Below are 21,207 nucleotides of genomic sequence, written 5' to 3' on the forward strand. Positions count from 1 at the left end.
GCCCGGCCGCTCCTCCCCCCTTTATTCTTGACACGGCTTCTTCGGGCAGCTAATATTCCGGCACTCTTAAGGCTTTTAACGTCTATATACTCGACCACCATACTTTCACATTCTTTCAAAGGAGTAGGGGTCTGAAACTCGTGATCGGCAGCGTCGCGACCCTTGCAGGTGTTTTGTTTCTCTGTTCGATGGCCTCCGCCAATCCGGCGCTGTTGCCGAAGCACGAAGGTTATCCGATGAAGAATGACGGCAGCCCGGTGAACGGACAGCCGACCGCCAATGATCCCGGTCAAAAGGATGCGCGTGGCGAATCCACCTTGCTGAAGTCCTTCGAGTCCACCAAGCATGCTCAGCAGAATCTGACCAAGACGGACAATGCGCGGATCACCGAAGGCCACGGGGCAGGTCGCTTGCCGAACGTGCAAGGTCCGCAGATCAAGATCGAACCGCCCGTCACCTCCGCGACCAAGATCACCGGCGAGCGCAAGATCGACTAGTTCTCGATTCCGAGACTCCGTTTTACCAAGGGGAAGCCGTACACCGGCTTCCCCTTTTTATTTCTTGGAGACTGAAAGTCTGGTGGCGTTGCGGCGAGGCTTCGCTGTTTCAGTCGTGAGACGAAACCGCCAAGGCTTGTGAGCCCACTCCCCGGCATAATCCACACCGATACGCGGATGGGTGGCCAACAGTCCTGTTGGCACGACCTCGTCGCGATCCTCAAACCAGAGGGACTCGCCAAGCGTCAGATCGCAACGATTTAAGCGGCGGTCGATATCGAACGCACGGGTCAGCCGCCCAGGGCCATCGATTAACCGTCCCTCGCATTCCACGGCTCGTAGAAGAATCGCTGCCGGAAACCCTTCCTGCTCCGTCACCACGTTCAACATTTCATACATGCCATAGCACAGATACACATAGGCATGTCCAGGAGGACCGAACAGCACATCCGTCCTCGCCGTCCTCCCCTTCGAGGCATGACAAGCCTTATCCTCTTGCCCAATATACGCCTCGACCTCGATGATGCGTCCGGCGATGAGTCGGCCGCTCTGTTCCCGCACAAGATATTTCCCGACCAGCGAACGGGCCACCTCGAGGGTGGGACGATCAAAATATTCACGAGGAAGGATCATGGCCGTTTTAACCTAAGGTAACCGGACAACTCCAAATGTACATGGCGACCATCAATAGGTTCAATCAATGGAGGCACCGCCGCAGCCGATGGCAGCACCGGAGGCGTAGCCCTTTGGCTACGTTGAGGATGATGCCGAGGTGAGAACGAAGCTGGCGGTCATTTTCAGCAGCCTGTCAGAAGTACCAGGCGAGGCCGGCCATCACAAACCGCGGACTCCCCGGCACGAAATGCGTGTCGGCCACACCGGCCGCTTCGTTTCGCAGGCGCGAATCGAAAAAGAATGTCGCCTGTTCCCATTTCGTATTGAACAGATTCTGTACAAAGAGAAACGCTTCCAACCGTCCGTGCGGTAGTGTCACCGGAAGCTGGTACCGCTCCGACAAGTCGAATGTAGTCCAGGATGGCGCCTTCGCACTGCGATCTTCGACCAGGGGCCGGACGCCGAGATATGTCGCCTGGATCTGCGAGGTCAGCCCTTCGGGCCAGCGCAACAGCAAGGCTCCATAGGCCGTCACTTCGGGGGCCAGCGGAATCGCATCCCCGTTCGTGAATTCCGCCTTGGTCCACGTCACGCTGCCGTTGAAATACAGCGGCCCCCAGAGCTGCCCACGCGCGGAAACTTCCACCCCGCGTCTGCGTGACGCGCCACGTATTTCCGTCGTCCCCTCGTCTCCCACAAAGACGAGTTCCTGCTTTAAGTCCAACGCCCACAAGGTCGCGATCAATTCGACTCCATCTGAACCCCAGGGCTTCGACCGGATCCCGACTTCATAGTTCCTCGCCCGCGCCAAGGGTGACGCGACCTGAACCACAGCGGAGCGGGCGTCGTTGCTATGATAGCCCTCGCCGTAGTTGGCAAAGAATTCCGTCTTGAACCAGGGCCCCAGGATGACGTTCATCTTCGGCAGCACGAGCCCCGAGCTGGTATTGCTGGCTGGTTGATCCGTGCAGGTCGCACAGCGGTTTCGCACGTCGAAGGTAAACAGCTCCGTGCGGACACCTCCGGCCAGTCGCAGCCATGGAGTCGGCTGCAGTTCCAATTTGAGGAAGGGTGCATACGAGGCTTCGTCAATGTTGCTGTCCACGGTCGTCCCCAGCGGGGCCCGCTTCACTTGCGGCCCCAAGCGCGCATGGATAGCGTCGATCCTCGCCTGTACCCCAACCGTTGCCACGGCATCCATGTCGAAGAAATGGCCGCTGTGACGGTAGCCCAGGTCGCCGCCATAGACGATGCGCCGGTCCGACTGCTGAAACCCGTCGCCGTTGACCGGATCAGTGAGAAAGAACGTGAAATTGGTGAACAGATCGAACCGGTAGTACTGGGCATAGGCATTGGCGAAGAAGCGGCCACCCGACGGCAGGTCGTAGTGGTAGTTGATTCGTCCGGTGCTGCGGAGCGTCTTCCCTCCCTCACTCGGATCGATGGACCCGAACCGGTCGAGCGATGCATCGTGCACGGCCCGCAATGGAATCTCGCCGGAGCCGTTCCACTGCGACTTCTGAAACGTGCCGGTGATGACCAACTCATCACGCCCGAGCGGGTTCATCGTCGCCTTGCCCAACAGGTTCCCCCGGACATACCGGTTGTCGCTCTGAAACGGCCCATCGGTGTAGTAGCCCTCAGCCGCGAAGAGTGTTCGCACCGTCTCCTTGGTCGGCGAGAACATCAGGAGATGGCGCTGGGTGTTGAACTGCCCCCCGGCAGACTGGACGAGGCCTTCTTTCACCACTTCCCGCGTGCGAAAGTTGACCGCGCCCGCCGTGGCGAAGTCGCCGTACTCCGGCAGGTAGGCGCCTTTGTAGACATCCACGCCTTCGATGGTTTCGGGAATGATGAAATTGAGGTCGGTATAGCCCTGCCCGTGGGCATGGCTGCGAAAATTGATCGGCATCCCATCGGCAAAGAATGCGACGTCGGTTCCGTGGTCGGCGTCGAATCCACGTAGGAAATACTGGTCGGCCTTTCCGGCTCCGCCCGAATGCTCCACTGCGACAAAGCCGGGGATCAGCCGCAACACTTGGGCCGGTCGCCCTTGCGGCTGCATCAGATACTCGTTGTCGGGAATGAATTGCTGGGAAGATGCCGCTACAGGCCGATCGGCAACAACCTCGATCTCCGACACCTCAAGCTCCAACGCGTCCGGGTCGTGGGCGCCAAGCGGCGCCGTCCAAAGGACAATCCCGAGCGCGACGATGAGGGAGTGAAGCGCACCCGTCACCGGCGGCTCACCGCAGGCCTTTGCCGGTCGTCGTCATCGTCAGTTTGCCGTGCTTGACGCCTTTGACGCTGAGCAACGCGTCGGCGACTTTGCGGATGGCGGCGCCCTTGCCCCGCGCCACGAGCACCTCAAGGCAATGGTCATGGTCCAGGTGCACATGCATCCCGGCCATGATGTGGCCTTGAAACTCATGCTGAATGTGGGTCAGCTTTCTGGCGAGATCCGGCACGTGGTGGTCATAGACGAAGGTAATCGTCGCCACCGTGTCCTTATTCTCGTTCCACTCCTGACCAACCAAGCTGTCACGAATGAGGTCGCGAATGGCCTCGGAACGATTTGTGTATGATCGCCGCTCGATCAGACGATCGAATTCGGCCAGTAAGTCTTGATCTAGGGACACACCAAATCGTGCCAGCTTCGTCATGAGGCCTCTGCAAGTAGCATGTTTTTTATTTTCGTGGCACGGAGAGTACAAGAGCCGACAGAACGGCGTCAACCCGGAGCTGACGTGTGGAGCACGCCTTCATGTGGAAACGGCGTGGAGGAAGAGCACGGGAGGCGTTATGCAAACAACTGCACGGCCATTGCATCGGCCAGCAGCGACTCACCATCACGATCGATGAGCGTGACGAAGAGGGCGCTCAACTCCGGATCAAACTGTGTTCCGGCATACCGCTCGATTTCCGCCCTGGCATCACTGAGGCTTAACGCGGCTTTGTACGAACAGGCATGAGTCATCACATCGAAGGCATCCACCAGCGCGACAATCCGTCCGGTCAACGGAGTCTGCACGCCCTTCAAGCCATGATAACCTTTCCCATCCCAGCGCTCATGGTGGGTCAAGGCGATTTCTCTCGCCATCATCAGGAGGGGTGATCGGCTGTCTGACAAGATCTTCGAACCGACCTTCGTGTGCATTTTCATCGCTTCCCATTCGGCCGGTTCGTAGACGCCCTCTTTTAAGATAATTGCATCGCGCACACCGATCCGTCCCACATCGTGCAACGGGGCGGTTTTCTTGATCAACTCCACCTGATCTGCCGGCAGCCCCTTCATCTCCGCCAATAACATCGCCACCCGCCCGACACGCCACGCGTGGGCCCCGGTCGGGTCATAGCGATACTCGGACGCCAGCACCAAACGATTCAACAAGTCCAGCTGCGTCTGTTCAACGACTTTGGTGCGCAACCGGACTTGCGCCTCCAGATGTTCATTGTGCATCCGAATCTGTTGATGCAGACGCCGAGTCTCCAGATGATTCTTGATCCGCAGGACCACTTCCATGGCATCCACCGGCTTGTTCAGAAAATCGTTGGCGCCTTCGGCCAGCGCCTTGTGTTTGGTGGGCGCATCCAGCTCGCCGGTTACGATGAGAATCGGCACATAGTCCCCGGCTGGAATCACTTGTCTCAGCTGCCGCATCACCTCGAATCCATCCATGTGCGGCATGCGCATATCGAGCGCCACGAGATCCGGCTTGACCTCCTGAAACAGCGGCACGGCCTGACGAGGGTCATTCGTCACCGTAACCCGACTGAAGCCCGCCTGCTTCAGGAAGGCCTCCATCAATTTCGTGCAATGGGCTTCGTCGTCGACCAATAGAAGCTTGATGGTGCTCAGATCAAGGTCCTGCATCTCGCTCGCGCGCTCCTTCTCCAGTGTAATGTGTTTCTCTGAGCCTACCATCCTCAGGCCGCATCACCAATTTCTTTTCGGCTCTCCGCATGCCGCACACCGGAAAAGGTGAGGGTTGACAGTGTGTGCTGAAGCGCGGCCATAGTCAGCGGCTTGCACAGCTCGGCATCGACGGCCGACGAAGCGATCTCCTTCTGGTCAATCTCGTCGCCGCCGGTCAGCAGCACCACCGGCGTCTCCGGAGACACCTGCTTGATCACTTCAGCCAGCTGCCGCCCCGTCATGTGCGGCATACCGTGATCGGTCACGACAAGATGTACCCGCTCGGGGTTGAACCGCTTGATGGCGTCGGCCGCGCTGGTGACCACCTCCACCTGATGGCCGGCCACCCGCAGATATTCTCCGGTGACACGGCCGACCAGCGGATCGTCGTCAACCACCAAAATCTGAAGATGCACACCGTCCAGACTGTGACCGTCCTGCTTGCTGCCCGCATCCTGTTCAGCTTGAATCGGCAACCGAATGCTGAACGTCGTTCCCATCCCGACGGCGCTGGTAATGTCGATCGTGCCCCGCAACCGTTTGATGATGCCATACACCATCGCCAACCCGAGCCCGGACCCCTTTTCGCCCTTGGTGGAGAAAAACGGTTCGAGACAACGCTGGCGCACGTCTTCGGTCATACCTGTGCCGGTATCGGCAACTTCCAGACGAACGTACTCGCCGTCCGCCTTCGTCCGCAGCGTGATCGAGCCACTCTTCGGCATGGCATCGACGGCGTTGAACACCAGATTGGTCAACACTTCGCGCAACTCCGATTCGTGCCCGGCCACCGGAGGCACCGAGTCCAATTCCGTCTTGATCTCGATGGCCACTCCATTCGCCAAGGCCTGATCCTTCCATTTCGGCTGGCTGAGCTTCACACTCTGCTCGACCAGTCGATTCAGATCCACAATGCCGGCCAGGTCCGCGTCGAGGCGAGGCCGGTAGAACTCGCGCAGGCGGCTGACGACCTTCGCCGCATCCTTGGCCGCCATGTTGATGGTCTGCAGATATTCCTTCAGTTGGGCCGGATCGGCTGACATCTGCGGCGCAATGAGCAGGAGTTCGCTGAAGCCCATAATGGGGGAGAGGGTATTATTGAAATCGTGCGCAATGCCGCTCGCCATTTGACCTAAGGCGCGGAGGCGTTCCTGCTGCACCATCTGTTGCTGTGCGGTCTGCAGGTCGGTCAGGGCTTGCTCCAGCTTGGCATGGTTCTCACGCAACGAAGTTTCCGCTCGCTTCCGATCCGCCAAATCCGACGCATTACTCAGGGCCACCGCGACCTGATCGGCCAATTGGCGCAATCGCTCTCTCTCCTCTGCATCCATCTCCGGCGTGCTCCGGTAACTCATTGCAATGGCGCCCAGCAGGTCACGCGAGCGGAACAGAGGCAACACCATCAGGGACACGATACCCGGAGCGCACAATTGGGTGAACGCGCCGGCTCCTTCCGTTTCCATCAGCGTTGAGCCGCCTTCGTGGGAGATAAGCATCGCACGCTCCGCCTCACCCACGGACACACCGGTCATCGCCGTCTGGTTATTGTTCGCCGCTGTTCTGGCGTAGAGCCAACCCTGCGTCGGTCCGGCCGAATCCATCAGCAACACGGCAACCCCTTCGCAGGGCGACACCTCGCGCAAGCGTGCCAAGACCGTATCCACGATACGGCTGGGGTCGAGCACGGACAGAACTGAGCGATCGATCTCATGGATGGTGGCTAACTGGGCGAACTGCTGATGCAATCGCCCCGCCATGGAATTAAATGAGACGGCCAACTGCTCGAACTCGTCGCCACTTTCGATTCGAACCGGCTGCGAGAAGTTCCTCGCCGCGACACGCCTGGTGCCCTCGCCGAGTTGTTCCAACGGCACCATGAACTTTCGAATCTGAATCACACTCAGCAGGGCCGCACACGAAAGGGCAATCACGACGACAAGGATAAATCGGGAGCGAAAACTTCCCAAGAGCTCCAGCATTGCATGTTGCGATTCACTCAACACGACCGTCCATGGATCTGTCGAAAAATCAGACCGCAACAACATTTCCCAGGATCCAGAAATGTACGAGTCCTCCCCTTCACGCCACTCAAACAAGGATGGGCGGCCGTGTGCGCCTCTCCTCGCCCACTGCTCTCGCAATTCTTCGGGAAGGGGCTGACTGCAGAACAGCATCACTGTCGGTTTCCCGAACACACAGAAAAACATGTCCTTGGGAGGCGCCAGGCTTCGGCTGAGATCCCATAGATAGCTAGGGTCAATCTCAGCCAAAACCGCCTGATTGGTGAAGTCGAGGAGGCGGGCAAAAAGGAGCCGCCTGACGCCTGCGTCATCGATATTCATCATCAGTGTCTTTTGCTGACGCAGCAGTGCCCATTGCGGTTCGGACAAGGAGGGGATGGAGCGCATCTCGCCGAGAACAAGCTCTGCATCTCCGTCCTCAGAAAGTCGCGCCACGCCGGTAAATCCCGGCGTGTTCGACAGGCGCGCTGGCGACATCACGCCATCGGCGTGACGAGCCGGGATTGTCTGAGCCTGACTACTAATCACCTGCAACCCTGCTTCAAGCAGAAGCAAGCGCTGATAGATAGCCATGCCCATGGCTTTACTTTCTTGCTGCACCCGGCGCTCGGCCTGCTGCGTGAGCTGGCTGGTCACGTCGGTGAGCGACACCACGCTCAACGCGCCGACAGGCAACAGCGCACAGAGGATAAAGAGGAAGAACACGCGGCGGGCGACACGACTGCGAAGGAAGGCATATTCGATCTGCACAGTAGCTTGTTCTCGCTAAAATTCGACCGCTAGCCCGACAAAGCTGCCGTCATTCGCGCGGATGACATCGTCGTGGCTTTTCTTGGCCGTCAGCGGTTCCACACTCTCCCCGTCCTTGCCCATGCTGTACAGGTCGTAATCGGAATTGATGGGATGGAGGAAGCGGTCTTTGCGCGGCTTCCCCTTGCTCGCATTACCCGATCCGTTGCCGGCCGCGTAGGCTTCGTCGGGCAAGATCCACTGCCACGCGCCCTTCTTTCCATTACCTCCGCCGTTGCCATTGCCATTTCCGGTACTGCTTGGCGTGGTGGTCGTAGTTGAGCTCCCGCTTCCACCGCTCCCTCCACCGCCGTTTCCACCGGAGGGGTTTCCGCTTCCACCACCATTGCCTCCGCCACCATTCCCATTTCCGCCGGCCCCGCCGCCATTGCCATTCCCGCCACCGTTGCCAGGCAGGCTCAACGCCGCAATGTTCAAGTACTCATAGGGATTGCCCCAGGGATCGATGATGTCGCCTGCTCCTGCTTCAGCCAGTGTGCCAGGATAGACGTCGTAGGAGGCTTGATACGAATCGACGGCGCGGGAGATGTAGCGGATCTCCGCGATGCAGCGGGCAAGCCTAGCCTTGTCCAAATACCCCAGGTACGTCGGCACGGCCAATCCGGCCAATGCGCCGACAATCACCATCACAATCGCCAACTCGACAATGGTAAATCCCTGCTGACGACGATCGACGGATACGTGATACATGGCGATTCTAGAATCCTGCGAAAAAATGCGATTATTGCGCATACGTTCCTGTGCCGTGTCGTTTTGGCACTAACCCGCAGGATGCGCAAAAAGGCCGTCCAGCAAGGCCGCAGCAAGCGAAGAGGCGAATCGTACTCGTGCCGTACGGTGAGCCTCTGAGTGTCGCGAGAACGCCGCTGGCGGGCTTTTCCCGCACCCTGCTAGAATCCGGCGGCGGTGGGCAGCGGCGAGGGATGCGGCTCAGCCGGTTCCGATTTCGTCTGAAAGGGTTCCATCGCCTGCGCCAGTTGTTCGACGGTGGCGCGTAACCGATCGGCCTCCTGCTCCACCTCGCGCAATGCCCCACGGGCAGCCGCCGCCTTCAGGCGCTCCAATTGCGGAGCCATCTGCGCATGATGCGTCTCGATCTGTCCGATCTTCTCCCGTAACGCGCCGACCATCTCCCCCAGGCACTGGGCTTCGACATGCAAGTAGTCGCTCTTCCTGATCGAGGTGCGCACCGTCAAATCGCCGCTCGCCACGGACTGAAAAATCCTGCGGAAGCGGTAGAGCGGCCCCGCGATGCGATGCGAGAAGAACACCCCATGCACGATGAGCAGGAGCGACACCACCGCCACCACCGGCCAAAACCGGCTGTGCAATAATTCAAATTGATCGGCCACCCGCTGCGCTTCGACCGAAGAAAGCGGAAGGTGGTTAAGTTCCAGCATCAACGGCACGAAGAGCGCCCCTGCCACAGCCGCAATGACCATTACGACATAGCAAAAGCTCAGCCCTAGAAACCGTGGTTGGACCGTATCCCACAAGAAATGCCGTCGAAACCGTGGCCGACTCATGTGGCTGTCGCTCTTTTCGTCCAAATCAGATGATCCTGATTCTTAAACGTGATCCGCCCGCCCCCAGCCGGGTCATAAAAGAAGGCTAGCTGGAATTTGGCCTGTTCGGCATCCTGATACGACACGACGAACAGCGTCTTGTCGCCCTCTCGGCTTTCGTCGATCTTCGTAATCACATAGCCGTCCGCCGCCAGGGCACTCGTGCCGAAACCGATTCGGCTCTGATCGATAAACATATGCTGGTCGACGTAGCCGTCCGTCCGCGTTTCCCACACCCCGACCAGATACGACGGAGCATGATCAGGATCCGGGGCACAGGCCGAACACCACCACACAACCAGCAGACAACCCACGGCTCTCATCGACCTCACGACACACCTCTTCGCCATGAAGTTTCGGAATCACCGACCCAACACGCAGTTAGTATGTCTCACTGGGATAAAAACTCAATTTCTTTACACATTCCTACAAGCGTGAGACCGCAGCCACCGCGGTTGGCAGAACCACCGGGAGAGGTTCACGGGCAGACCGGATCGGCCGGGAACCGACTATTCGCTTTGGATGGGAATGTAGAGCAGGCTGCCCTGCCGGTTAATAAGCAGGAGCGCAAGATCCGTCGAGCGCAGCGGCTCGGCGAGCCGTTGAAACGTGGTGAAGTTGGGGATGGATTGTCGATTGAGCTCCAGAATCACATCACCGGGCTGCAGTCCCGACACTTCCGCCAGGCTACCGTCTTCGATATCCGTCACGACCAAGCCGGTGTTGGCAGGAAGATCCATTTGCCGCGCGAGCGCCGGAGTGATTTCATCAACGATCACGCCGGACAGGGGATGCGCCGTAGGGCCGGCGACCTCGGCCGTTTGGGCCTTTCGCTGCCGCTCGCGCGGCGCTTCCTGCACCGTCAATTCGGCCTGCATCAAGCGGGCATCCCGGAGCAATTCGACCCGGTGTTTGCTGCCGATGGCGGCCGCCGCCATGAGATTCCGCAGGTGGCCGCTGTCCATGACATCGCGCCCGTCGAACCGCACCACCACATCGCCGCGCTTTAAGCCCGCCCGTTCGGCTGATCCTTTGGCTTGCAGATCGGTGATGATTGATCCCTTCACATCCGGCAGGTGAAAAATCTTGGCCAACAACGGCGTCACATCCTGAGTGGAGGCGCCGAGAAATCCGCGCACAACGCGGCCCGTCTTGATGAGGCTCTGCATGGCGGTTCTGGCCATGTTGCTGGGAATCGCGAAGCCGACACCGACGCTGCCGCCGGTGGGACTGGCGATGGCCGTGTTGATCCCGACCAACTCTCCATTCGTGTTTACCAATGCTCCGCCCGAGTTGCCCGGATTGATCGGCGCATCGGTCTGAATGAAATCTTCTACGTCGGCGACCCCCACGTCCGCACGCCCAACCGCACTGACGATGCCGAACGTCACCGTGCGGCTCAAGCCGAGAGGATTTCCGATGGCCAGGACAAAATCACCGACGGCGAGTGCACTGGAATCGCCCCAGGCTGCCGTGGGAAGACCTGTGGCATTGATTTTCACGACGGCCACATCCGTCTTCGGATCGGTGGCGACGACCCGGCCTTTGAATTGCCGCCGATCGGCCAGAATCACTTCGACATCCACCGCATCGGCCACCACGTGATTGTTGGTGATGATGTACCCGTCCGACGAGACAATCACGCCGGACCCCTGCCCATATTGGCGGCGGGGCGGCACATCCTTAAACATCCCGAAGGGCAGACCTTCATCACTGAACGCCTGATCGTGGACCATGACGGTAGACGCAATACTGACGACGGCCGGAAGGACCTTGGCCGCGGTGGCTCGCACCTGGGCCTGCAGATCGCCGCTCGTGCTCACCTTCGACATGCGCGGCGTCGGCAGATCGGCCGCCGACGCAGTCACCTCTAGCCAGCAGCCCAGCAGGGCACCCACGATGCCCAGAGCCAACAGGCCCGCTTGTGATCCCCGTGACGACATGGTGCGAAATATCCTCAAGACGGCAGGCCCCACCCTATCACGCGCTGGGGTGATGCACACGCAGAACTCACAAATCGGTATGCCGGAGGCGGAGCGCGTTGGAGATCACCGAGAGCGAACTACAGGTCATGGCGGCACTGGCAATCATCGGACTGAGCAGGAGACCGAACAACGGATAGAAGAGCCCGGCCGCGACCGGCACACCAATACTATTGTACACAAAGGCAAAGAAGAGGTTCTGGCGGATGTTCCGCATCGTCGCTTTGCTCAAGCGGTAGGCCCGGACGATGCCCCGCAAATCCCCTTTCACGAGGGTGACCCCGGCGTTTTCCATAGCCACATCCGTGCCGGTTCCCATGGCGATGCCAACATCCGCCTGGGCAAGGGCAGGCGCGTCGTTGATTCCGTCTCCGGCCATGGCCACAACCTGACCTTGCCGCTGAAATTCTTGCACGATCCGGCTCTTCTCGTCCGGTTTCACCCCGGCCCTGACCTCGTCCAATGCCAGTTCTTTAGCCACCGCCTGCGCCGTCACGGCATGGTCGCCGGTGACCATCACCAGGCGAATGCCTGCCTGTTTCAACAACCGGAGGGCCTCCGGCGTGGAACTCTTGATCGGATCGGCTACACCCAGGATGCCGATCGCGTGGCCATCGACCGCCACCAGCATCACAGTCTGCCCTGTCTGCCGCATCAATTCGGCATTGGCATCCAATGCGCTGAGCGCACTTTCATCGCCGACGTTCAACTCCCGCAACCAGTCGATGGTGCCCACCGCCACTCGCTTGGTCCCGACGGTCGCCATGACGCCCTTCCCCGTTTTTGAGGCAAACTCGACCACCGGCTCCAACGCGATGCCTCGCGCTTCGGCCCCGCCGACGATCGCATTCGCCACCGGGTGCTCACTTCCCCGTTCGACCGACGCGGCCAATCGCAAGAGGTCCGTCTCCGACCAGGGCGCCATGGCACTCACCACGCGCAGCTTCGGCTTGCCTTCTGTCAACGTGCCGGTTTTATCGAATACCAGCGTGGTGATTTTTTCGATTGTTTCCAGCGCCTCAGCTTTCTTAAACAACACTCCCGCCGAAGCCCCACGCCCGGTTCCCACCATGATCGACATGGGCGTCGCCAGCCCGAGCGCGCAGGGGCAGGCGATGATCAACACGGCCACGGCGTTCAACAGGGCATGGGCCAGACGCGGCTCCGGTCCCAGCCAGGCCCACAGCAACCCGGTGACGAGGGCCACGGCAACAACGATCGGAACAAAATACCCGGCCACCACGTCCGCGGTGCGCTGGATGGGCGCACGACTGCGTTGGGCTTCGGCTACCATCTGAACGATATGGGACAACAGCGTATCCGCTCCCACGCGATCCGCTCGCATGACGACACCGCCGGATCCGTTGATCGTGCCGCCGGTCACCCGCTCTCCGGCAGACTTTTCGACAGGGATGGATTCCCCGGTAATCATGGACTCGTCGATTGAGGTCGAGCCTTCGAGAATCACTCCATCCACCGGCACCCGTTCGCCCGGACGCACCCGCAGCCTGTCGCCGACCTGTACCTGCTCCAGCGGCACATCCTCTTCGCGACCGTCTTCGCGCAACATACGTGCCGTCTTCGGCGCCAAGCCGAGCAATGCCCTGATCGCGCCGGTCGTGCGACTCCTGGCGCGCAGTTCCAACACTTGGCCTAAAAGGACCAAAACCGTGATCACAGCGGCGGCCTCAAAATACACCGGCACCGCACCGCTCTCGAGGTGGAAGGATTGCGGAATCCACGAGGGGAGTAACGTGGCGACGACGCTGTAGAAATAGGCCGTACCGGTCCCGATCGCGATCAGCGTGAACATGTTCGGACTACGGTGGACGATCGACGCCCAGCCACGCTGAAAAAACGGCCATCCGGCCCAGAGCACCACCGGCGTGCTCAACACACACTGTATCCAGGCCGACTGAGTATCCGACAGCACATGGTGCATCGGATTGCCGGGGATCATGTGCGACATGGCCAGCACGAATACGATTGCTGCCGGAACGAGTCCCACCCAGAACCGCCGAGCCATATCGACCAGTTCCGGATTCAGTTCTTCCTCAACAGTGACCGTCCGTGATTCCAGCGCCATTCCGCACTTCGGGCAGGATCCCGGCTCCGCCTGCACGATCTCCGGGTGCATTGGGCAGACATATTCAGTCTTGGTCGGCAGCGGTTGTACGGAATCAGGCTCCAAGGCCATGCCGCATTTCGGGCAAGGGACCGGCTTCTCCTCCAACACTTCCGGGCACATGGGGCAGACATACTTCGTTCCGGGAGGTGCCGGAATTGCCGACATCGCTTCTTTGGCGGCACCCGGAGCCAGATAGCGTGCGGGATCGGCGCGAAATTTGGTGAGACAACCCTGACAGCAGAAGAAATAGGTCGTGCCTTGATACGCGAAGGATCCGGCTGCCGTCTGTGGATCCACCGTCATCCCGCAAACCGGATCGATCGATCCACCCGGCGCCGGAGGGGGTGGTTCCGACGCCATCATGGGAAGCGCTTTCCCTCCGAATTGGCGCGGCGGACTCAAAGGCGCTGCGGTTGGAGAAAGGTACCGAGCCGGATCGGCGCGGAACTTTTCGAGGCACCCCTGGCAGCAGAAATAATAGGTCTTCTGTGCATGGACGTGAGAGCCGGCCGCCGTGGCAGGCTGGACCATCATGCCGCAAACCGGATCCCGCTCGCCGCCCGTGACCGGCTCTTGAGCAGGCATCGGCTGCATCATCGGCAGCGAGCGGCGACCAGACTGTTGAGCGGCGGCGCCGGCGGGGACAGCCTTTTTTACGTACTGCGTCGGCGCGGCGCGAAACCGGTCGAGGCAGGAGAGGCTGCAGAAGTAATAAATCTCGCCCTCGTGGTCCGCATGCCCCGCCGCCCGGTCCGGCTCAACCGTCATGCCGCAGACTGGATCAATCGCCATGATCCCGCACCTCGTATCTCGTCGTTCGTATCACGGTCCGGTCAGGGACGCTTCACGAGAGACGACTCCTATTTCTTGCCGTCGCCGTCCAGAATGCTTTGGATAATAACCTTCAAATTCTCGGGGTCAATCTGCTCGACCTTGATGTTGCCGTCGAGCAAGACGGTCGGGGTCTGCTGGATCTTGATGCGATCGCCCCATTTCCGTCCGTCTTCGAACGCCTTGGCCGGTTTGGCACTGGCCAGTCCTTCTTCGAATGCCGCCGGGTTCAGGCCGACCTCGCGGATCAAGACTTCGCGAATCGCCTTGTCGATGATGCCGATCTTGTCCTTGTGGATGGTTCGGAAGAGCGCGCGCTTCATTTCGTTGCCCTTCCCCATGGTCTTCGCCTGCTCATACATATCGAACGCCGTCGGCAACTTGCCGGGAATGACAGGATACCCCACCATGACCGCTTCGATTTTGTTTCCGAATTCCTTCTCGAGAATCATCAGCCCTTCACCGTCGAATCGGTGGCAATGCGGACAATAGAAATCGGCGAACTCCACGAGTTGGACTTTTCCCGGCTTGTGGGTCGATTTTTCGTCGCTCAACACCTGAAAGTTGCCCTTCAATTCCGGCTTCGCCGCCTGGGCGATGCCCGTCAATCCGAACAACGCCATCGCCACCAGCCCCATAAACAGACCACCATGCCATACACGACGCTTCGCCATACGCTGCACTCCTTTTTCAGACATGAACCGGTATCCCATAGACTATTCGGCATTATAAACAATGCCCGCGCTCTTATGCGTCTGATATAATGCCAATGATGCGGGACAAACTTCTACAGGCGCTCGGGATTTTCTCGATCGCCGTGATCCTGACAGCCTGCGCGACTTCCGCCGACCAGCGCGAGACAGAAGACAGCGCTGCCTCGACGCCCCAATTTTCACAAATCAAAGCCACACCGGACTCGTTCAAGGGACAGGCCCTGGTGCTGGGTGGGCAAGTCCTCTCGGCCCGGCGTCTGAAAGACGGCACGCGCCTGGAAGTGCTTCAGTTGCCGCTGAACAGCGCCCAGCAGCCGGCCCTGGACCTGATGAAATCTCAAGGCCGGTTCGTGGCGATTCAACGTGAATTCCTGGACCCGGCCACCGTACCTCCTGGCACATTCCTTACAATCACCGGCGAACTTACCGGCTCGATGACCCTGCCGTTGGACGAAACCGACTACGTCTACCCGCTGATTGAGATCAAGAGTTTCCGCACCTGGCTTCCCTCACAAGACTCGGATCAGTTCCGTTACCGCCCCTATTCCTATTACAGCCCATTCTGGCAGCCCTACTGGGGACCGTATGGGCGGTTTCCCTACTATTGGTAACGTTCCGGTCCCTGGCCATCGACCGACGGCCGCGCCCCTTGCGACCCACACCGACGCCTCAGCGCCCTGGTGCCAGACAAGCCCCACAATGCTTTCGTTCAGAACGACAACGCCCCGTCCATCCGAACGGATGAACGGGGCGTTATTCCCACCGAGTGGCTTCGGTAGTTACTTAATCATGATCAACTGGCCGCCGGGCTGCTTCGGGTTCAACTGATCCCGATAGGTCAGCGTGTTGCCCTGCGTAGCGTTGAACAGGTCGCTGGTCGGGATACCGATATACTTGGTCTCTCCCGCCTTGAGCACCACTTCCGCCTTCAGCACAAACGGGGAAGCTGCGTTAATCGGGTCCGTCATCTGGAAACCACGGTCCGTGGAGGTGTTATTCGTCACCTTTAGCAGGACCGGACGGCCGGGACGGATTTTGAAGTCGATGACGGTCGTCGGTGGATACCAGGCCTTCAGGCCGCCCACTTCAACCGCATACAACTCCGCGTCCACTTCCAATTCCTTGAACGGCTGCCCCACCACGGAACCGGTCTGGAGGTCACCCACCTCAACGCCACCGGCCTGCAATGCCCAAGCTCCCGTTGCACTCGACAACAGACTCAACGCACCCAGAAACAAGATTGCACTCCGACTCAACATACACAACCTCCTGTCAGGTTAAAGGGATGAAGACGAACGATGCTCCGGCGCCAGACACGGAGGAAGACCCTGGCCTTCCAGCACCTGACCGCCGATGATGTGACCATCCATGATGAGAAATAACACTTTCATACGCTTGGTATTATCCAAAAATTTGCCGCTGGCCACCGCCAGCACTTCATGCGACCCGTCAGGCTGCGGGTGATCGGCTTCGATCCTCACGTAGTACGAATCGAATCCCTCAAACTCCCGATTGAACGCCTGCGCCCGTAACAACCACTCAAGCGCCTCGTCCGCCGCCCACCCTGCCGTTCCACCGATCAGCACCAGTCCCTGCAGCAGGGCGATGAAGAGTGTCCGCATGGAGCTACCTCCCTAGGGTCAGGAGTTATAGCCCCGGCAAGCCCGGCCGTCTACAGACGCCCGCTCATGGATGCCCACGGATGCTACACGATCGACTAGGCTGAAGTCGACAAGAAGAAGCGTGCTCGGGACCGATCCGACCGGGGACCTCTCACGTGAGATTGAGCAGCAGCACGGGGGCGAGAGCGCGCAGGGCGAGGGCCTCAGGGGGAGGGCCGACTGGTCCCGGCGCTCCCCCTCGACATCGCCTAGGGTTTATTTCTTTCCTTTTCCCTTGTTGCTCGACGCTTGCTCCGCATGCGCCAGGGACTCCTCGGCATGCTTGACGGCTTCCTTGGCATGCTCCAGAGCTTCCTTCGCATGGGGATCGTTGCTGGCCTTGACCGATTCCTCCAGGTGCTTGATCGCTTCCTTCTCGTGCTCCACACCCTCTTTAGCGTGCTTGATGGTTTCCTTCACATGCCCGCCGTCGGCTAATGCATACCCCATCGGCGCAGCAACCACAAGCGTAGAAAGCGACAGTACCACCACTCCAACGCGTAGACGAGTCATCATCATTCCTCCCCAGTAATTAGTGGCCCGACGGATTTCGTGGGGCGCATTGTACAACATTCGGCACAGATTGTTGAGTGACTGCCAGACCGGATTCGGTGGCGGGAAGACTGAAAGGATGGTGGGAGAGGGAAGCGTATGGGCGTACGCTTCCCTCATCGGGGCTCACTGCGTGGTCAGCGCAGTCCAACCGTCGAGCCCCGTCCACCGATCATCAGCTATGGGCCGCGGGCAACCAGGGCAATCGGCAAATTCCACAACGGCCTGGTTCCGTCGTCGCGGGGGAGCCGGTCGAATCCCAGCTCGCATAGATCCATGACTCCCTCTGCCCGCATCCCCGACTGCTCATGCTCACACCGGCACACTTTTCCATCACAAACAACGACGGACGCGATCCCTGTCCCGGCACACCGGACGGCAGGGATTCCACCACGAAGACCGTCCCCACCGGGAAAGACTCGGAATCGGTCGTCAGCAAGGCCTTTGGGCACACGTAGAACCGCAGCTGCTGCGCACCCTCCCGCGACTCGACAACCGACGCCAGGCTCGGCCAGGCTCGATACCCGAAAGGAATCAACAGCCCGGCGGCCGGAGGAGCCGGCGACCACCCTTGGCTGATGTCCAGCGCCAGCGCTAACAACCGCACCACCGCCACATTCAGTCCCGCCTCGTCGAGCGGCATCCCGACGATGTCCATTCGAGAGGGCACTGTCACTGCATGACTCACCGGCATGACACACCTTCCTTTCTGATCATCTCGACGGTTACCGCCGGATTTCACCGACCATCGGGCCCTGGCGACGCCCTGCCCCGTGCTTGACCGCTTCGGACTGCATTCGTGCGCGAATCGACGCAGCCCGCGCCGCGAATAACCCCGCTTCCACCGGCTGCCCCAAGAGATCGAGCACCCGTGCATACCGGTCCGCCAACAACCCGACGGTGGGATGATGTAACCCAAGTTGTTGCTGCTGAATGACCAGCGCCCGCTGGTAGAGGAGCTGCGCCTGCATCCACAGCCCCTGCTCGTCCGCGAGAAACGCCATGTTGCCGGTGATCGTGCCGGTCAAGGAGGCCTGCGGACCGGACACTCGTTCGGCAATCTCGAGGGCCTCGCCGAACAAACGTTGCGCATCGGCATACAACCCTTCGGCCTGATAGAGACACGCGGCGTTGTTCAATCCCATCGCTACGGCGGGATGCTCGCTGCCGAAGCGCAGCCGGCGCACTTGCAAGGCTCGTTCATAAAATGGTTCCGCCCACACATACAGCCCGCGCCCCTTGTACAAGGCGGCCAGGTTATTGAGCACCGGCCCCAGTTCGACATGCTCAGGCCCGTGCGCCTGCTCCATCAGCGTGAGCGCGAGCTGGTAGGACGATTCGGCGGCCGTCTCCCGCCCTTGCTTGCGATAGAGCTCCGCCAGGTTGTTCAGGCTGACCGCGACGTCGGGATGCGCCGCGCCCAGCGTCTTGCGTTCAATCGCCAACACCCGCTCGTACAGAGGTTCCGCCGCGGTCCAATCGCCCTTGGCATGGGCGATTTCAGCCAGATTGTTCAACGCCGCGGCCACATCCTCGTGCTCGGAGCCCAAGCGCGCTTCCCAAATGCCGAGTGCCCGCGCATAGAGTGATTCCGCCTCCGTCAGCCGCCCCTGGTCGTGATACAGCAACCCCAGATGATTCGCGGCCAACGCCACTCGAGCGTCATCGGCCCGCCCCTGCTCGGCCTCCCACAATGCCTGCGTCAGAAGGGTCTCGGCCTCGGCGTAGTGTGCCGCGTCCCTAGCCTGTACCCCCGCCTCGAAGCGCTGCCTCCACGCATCCGGTTCCGCGGCGTCGAGCCCGTTCATGCCTCCGAACAGGGTCCACGCAAGCAGGCTGACAAGTCCCAGGCGACACCACCGCTGCTTCATCCGATTGCCCATGATGGTCGATTCCCTCCCTACGCTCGCTCGACTCCGATTCATCTCGTCACGTGTTTCTGATTCGGTACCCGCGGCCACCACCCCGAGGGGCCGGGGTGAAGGGGGAGGCCGTCCCTTTCACCCCGGGGAGACAGATCCTGAAGAAGGGTGCACAACCTCAGGATCCGAGGGAACCGATACAAGACCGGAGAAGGTGGGGAGCGGCCAACCACCGCCCCCCGACGGGTGTCCTGCGAGGAGGTAGGTCAAGACCCGCACACAGGCCACGCACGTTCACATCCCACCGGTCGATGCCACGCGCTAGTGCGCCTTCTGGCTTTGCGCGCAAAACTCGTCCACCCGGTGCACATAATCTTTCTGCGCCAGCGGCGCATGACAGGCCCGACATTTCGTGAAATCTTCGGCCAGACGCGTTCCATCCGAGCCATAGGCACCAAACACCCAGTTGCCATTCTTGAGATGGTCCGGCACGTCCTGGCCCCATCCGTCGTTCTTTTCCATGACGAACACTTTCGCCAGACTGCCCTTGATCAATTTCCCCTCTGCGCCCTTCACAAGCATCTCGCCATCGGTCTTGGCCTTGTACAGCTCCATCACCAACCTGGTACCGTTTGGAAATGAACCGGTCGGACAGGCCTTGGTGCCACCGGGACTCACGTAGAGCTCCCGCACCTGTTTCGTATCCTCCCGTTGCACCTCGCTCAAGAACTTCGGCCAACTCACGTAGTCGGCGGGAAGGGCGATCTCGCCGTCCTTGGGGGACGCAGCTATCGCCACGTCTCCAACCAGCCCAGACCACCCGAGACTCACACAGACCGCAACCACGCCTATCGGCTTGATCATGACGCGTCTCCTCTCCGCACGACCGGCACTCCGTTCACATCTCGCGATTGGCCCCGAAGGGCCGGGGTGAAGGGGGAGGCCGTCCCATTCACCCCGGGGAGGCAGATCCTGAAGAAGGGTGCACAACCCCAGGATCCGTCACGATGCACTTACCGTTTGGGCGATCGACGCCCGGTCAACGGCACCACGTTCAGGTGCGGCGCAGATTCCGACGGACGCAGGTCGGTCCGTTGACCATCGACCAGTGCCATCACGGAGCGGCGAAAGACGCGCAAACTGCCGGTCCCGATTTTTGTGGCATCCAGCCGTCCTTCGTCGATCCAGCGATAGATCGTCCACTTGCTTACTTGCAGCAATTGGGCAACATCTTTGACCCGCAAGAGCGGCTGATCCATCACACACCTCTCGAAACCGTGGCGGTGGAGTGGAGCGGTAGTACAACCGCTCCAGCCCCGGCGACAGGAAGGGGCACGAACCTTCAGAGATCACCGGGTCCACCATACTCGATACCTATCAACCACGTGCACTTCCCGCGTGGGGGCCGGCAGCGGAGGTCACAGGGATGGCGCCTGCGCTGCCGGAAGGTTCGAGGTGGAGGGCAGTCCGACCTCGAACGCAGAAGCATCGAGCGAATAGCTCGGGCCAAACGCCCGATGGCAGCGGCTCACGCGGTGAGGTCCCATTCCAGGTTTCGACCCGAACGGCCCCACTCTCAACAATGTTGTGAAGACAACGCGACGCGCGCCCCGCCCGAACTATCCCCTCACGGAGATCGGCGGTGCACGGGCATGCAGGGACGAAGGATCCCCGGAGGTCAGGAGGAGCGGAGAAGAGATCACTGGCTGAGTTTGCGTCACCCAGACCGTCCCCGCATCACCCTGAGAAATCGGGCCGACATCTGATGTCGCCTGACAGGCCCAGGAGCAGAGGCTGGAATGGGTGTCGGTATCGGAGTGCTGATGATGACCGTCCGACGGCGAGGCGTGGGCAAAGGAGCAGCCCGGCGCCACGAGAGCCAACGCCATATACACGCAGACGATTCCGAGTGCGAGGCCAGCGACAGTGGTGTGGGTGGTTCGTCGGTTCATGGTCTGAAAGTTCTCACCTGGCCTATCAAGTACGCCGTTCCGCAGAAGTTGTCTACCGACGGATGCTCATGCTTGCTACACAATGTGAGTCGCGCTCCATTT

Annotated in this window: 21 protein-coding genes; 2 read left to right on the plus strand and 19 right to left on the minus strand. The window is 60.3% G+C overall.

The features are described from left to right. The first annotated feature begins 140 nt into the window (after positions 1 to 140). Positions 141 to 497: a hypothetical protein gene (locus JNL86_17785; protein ID MBL8044763.1), complete on the plus strand. Its 357-nt coding sequence runs from the start codon at positions 141 to 143 to the stop codon at positions 495 to 497. A 57-nt stretch (positions 498 to 554) separates the two neighbouring features. On the opposite strand, the gene JNL86_17790 is transcribed toward JNL86_17785, so the two are convergent. The 11 genes from JNL86_17790 to JNL86_17840 all read right to left on the minus strand — a co-directional run bounded on the left by JNL86_17790 (position 555) and on the right by JNL86_17840 (position 15,039). Beyond that, a complete protein-coding gene (locus tag JNL86_17790) occupies positions 555 to 1,130 on the minus strand; it encodes a DNA-3-methyladenine glycosylase (GenBank protein ID MBL8044764.1) in 576 nt (191 codons plus the stop codon). Between the two features lie 175 nt (positions 1,131 to 1,305). After that, positions 1,306 to 3,351, minus strand: coding sequence for a TonB-dependent receptor plug domain-containing protein (locus JNL86_17795; GenBank protein ID MBL8044765.1), 2,046 nt, complete (start codon positions 3,349 to 3,351; stop codon positions 1,306 to 1,308). A 7-nt stretch (positions 3,352 to 3,358) separates the two neighbouring features. Next, positions 3,359 to 3,775 carry a nickel-responsive transcriptional regulator NikR gene (gene nikR / locus JNL86_17800; GenBank protein MBL8044766.1) on the minus strand — a complete coding sequence of 139 codons (417 nt, stop codon included), beginning with the start codon at positions 3,773 to 3,775 and terminating at the stop codon, positions 3,359 to 3,361. A gap of 137 nt (positions 3,776 to 3,912) precedes the next feature. Next, positions 3,913 to 4,986, minus strand: a complete 1,074-nt coding sequence (locus tag JNL86_17805; GenBank protein MBL8044767.1) for a response regulator — start codon at positions 4,984 to 4,986, stop codon at positions 3,913 to 3,915. 53 nt (positions 4,987 to 5,039) lie between these two features. Beyond that, positions 5,040 to 7,799 carry a response regulator gene (locus JNL86_17810; protein ID MBL8044768.1) on the minus strand — a complete coding sequence of 920 codons (2,760 nt, stop codon included), beginning with the start codon at positions 7,797 to 7,799 and terminating at the stop codon, positions 5,040 to 5,042. Positions 7,800 to 7,814: 15 nt separating this feature from the next. Beyond that, complete coding sequence (locus tag JNL86_17815; GenBank protein ID MBL8044769.1) at positions 7,815 to 8,549, minus strand: prepilin-type N-terminal cleavage/methylation domain-containing protein; 735 nt, start codon at positions 8,547 to 8,549, stop codon at positions 7,815 to 7,817. A gap of 200 nt (positions 8,550 to 8,749) precedes the next feature. Then, positions 8,750 to 9,385: a methyl-accepting chemotaxis protein gene (locus tag JNL86_17820; GenBank protein ID MBL8044770.1), complete on the minus strand. Its 636-nt coding sequence runs from the start codon at positions 9,383 to 9,385 to the stop codon at positions 8,750 to 8,752. Then, positions 9,382 to 9,756, minus strand: coding sequence for a hypothetical protein (locus JNL86_17825; protein MBL8044771.1), 375 nt, complete (start codon positions 9,754 to 9,756; stop codon positions 9,382 to 9,384). Before JNL86_17825 ends, JNL86_17820 begins: the two co-directional genes overlap by 4 nt. Before the next feature lie 177 nt (positions 9,757 to 9,933). Continuing rightward, positions 9,934 to 11,367: a Do family serine endopeptidase gene (locus JNL86_17830; protein MBL8044772.1), complete on the minus strand. Its 1,434-nt coding sequence runs from the start codon at positions 11,365 to 11,367 to the stop codon at positions 9,934 to 9,936. Positions 11,368 to 11,434: 67 nt separating this feature from the next. Beyond that, positions 11,435 to 14,326: a heavy metal translocating P-type ATPase gene (locus JNL86_17835; protein MBL8044773.1), complete on the minus strand. Its 2,892-nt coding sequence runs from the start codon at positions 14,324 to 14,326 to the stop codon at positions 11,435 to 11,437. A gap of 68 nt (positions 14,327 to 14,394) precedes the next feature. After that, positions 14,395 to 15,039: a thioredoxin domain-containing protein gene (locus tag JNL86_17840; GenBank protein ID MBL8044774.1), complete on the minus strand. Its 645-nt coding sequence runs from the start codon at positions 15,037 to 15,039 to the stop codon at positions 14,395 to 14,397. Between the two features lie 95 nt (positions 15,040 to 15,134). Here JNL86_17840 and JNL86_17845 point away from each other — a divergent pair, with 95 nt between their 5' ends. Then, positions 15,135 to 15,689: a Slp family lipoprotein gene (locus JNL86_17845; GenBank protein ID MBL8044775.1), complete on the plus strand. Its 555-nt coding sequence runs from the start codon at positions 15,135 to 15,137 to the stop codon at positions 15,687 to 15,689. 168 nt (positions 15,690 to 15,857) lie between these two features. Here JNL86_17845 and JNL86_17850 read toward each other — a convergent pair whose 3' ends face one another. The 8 genes from JNL86_17850 to JNL86_17885 form a co-directional block, all read right to left on the minus strand. Next, positions 15,858 to 16,337 (minus strand): hypothetical protein, encoded by a 480-nt coding sequence (locus JNL86_17850; protein ID MBL8044776.1) that lies wholly within the window; start codon positions 16,335 to 16,337, stop codon positions 15,858 to 15,860. An 18-nt stretch (positions 16,338 to 16,355) separates the two neighbouring features. Then, the gene (locus tag JNL86_17855; GenBank protein MBL8044777.1) at positions 16,356 to 16,700 is read right to left on the minus strand and encodes a hypothetical protein; all 345 of its coding nucleotides are present in this window, start codon (positions 16,698 to 16,700) and stop codon (positions 16,356 to 16,358) included. A 255-nt stretch (positions 16,701 to 16,955) separates the two neighbouring features. After that, positions 16,956 to 17,252 (minus strand): hypothetical protein, encoded by a 297-nt coding sequence (locus tag JNL86_17860; protein MBL8044778.1) that lies wholly within the window; start codon positions 17,250 to 17,252, stop codon positions 16,956 to 16,958. Between the two features lie 214 nt (positions 17,253 to 17,466). After that, positions 17,467 to 17,985 carry a cytochrome P460 family protein gene (locus tag JNL86_17865; protein MBL8044779.1) on the minus strand — a complete coding sequence of 173 codons (519 nt, stop codon included), beginning with the start codon at positions 17,983 to 17,985 and terminating at the stop codon, positions 17,467 to 17,469. A 31-nt stretch (positions 17,986 to 18,016) separates the two neighbouring features. After that, the gene (locus JNL86_17870) at positions 18,017 to 19,174 is read right to left on the minus strand and encodes a tetratricopeptide repeat protein (protein ID MBL8044780.1); all 1,158 of its coding nucleotides are present in this window, start codon (positions 19,172 to 19,174) and stop codon (positions 18,017 to 18,019) included. 300 nt (positions 19,175 to 19,474) lie between these two features. Beyond that, positions 19,475 to 20,017 (minus strand): cytochrome P460 family protein, encoded by a 543-nt coding sequence (locus JNL86_17875; GenBank protein MBL8044781.1) that lies wholly within the window; start codon positions 20,015 to 20,017, stop codon positions 19,475 to 19,477. Positions 20,018 to 20,166: 149 nt separating this feature from the next. Continuing rightward, positions 20,167 to 20,412, minus strand: coding sequence for a helix-turn-helix domain-containing protein (locus JNL86_17880; GenBank protein MBL8044782.1), 246 nt, complete (start codon positions 20,410 to 20,412; stop codon positions 20,167 to 20,169). Between the two features lie 360 nt (positions 20,413 to 20,772). After that, positions 20,773 to 21,105 (minus strand): hypothetical protein, encoded by a 333-nt coding sequence (locus tag JNL86_17885; GenBank protein ID MBL8044783.1) that lies wholly within the window; start codon positions 21,103 to 21,105, stop codon positions 20,773 to 20,775. Between the last annotated feature and the right edge of the window lie 102 nt (positions 21,106 to 21,207).

The sequence above is a fragment of the Nitrospira sp. genome, assembly GCA_016788885.1.
Classification (GTDB): Bacteria; Nitrospirota; Nitrospiria; order Nitrospirales; family Nitrospiraceae; genus Nitrospira_A.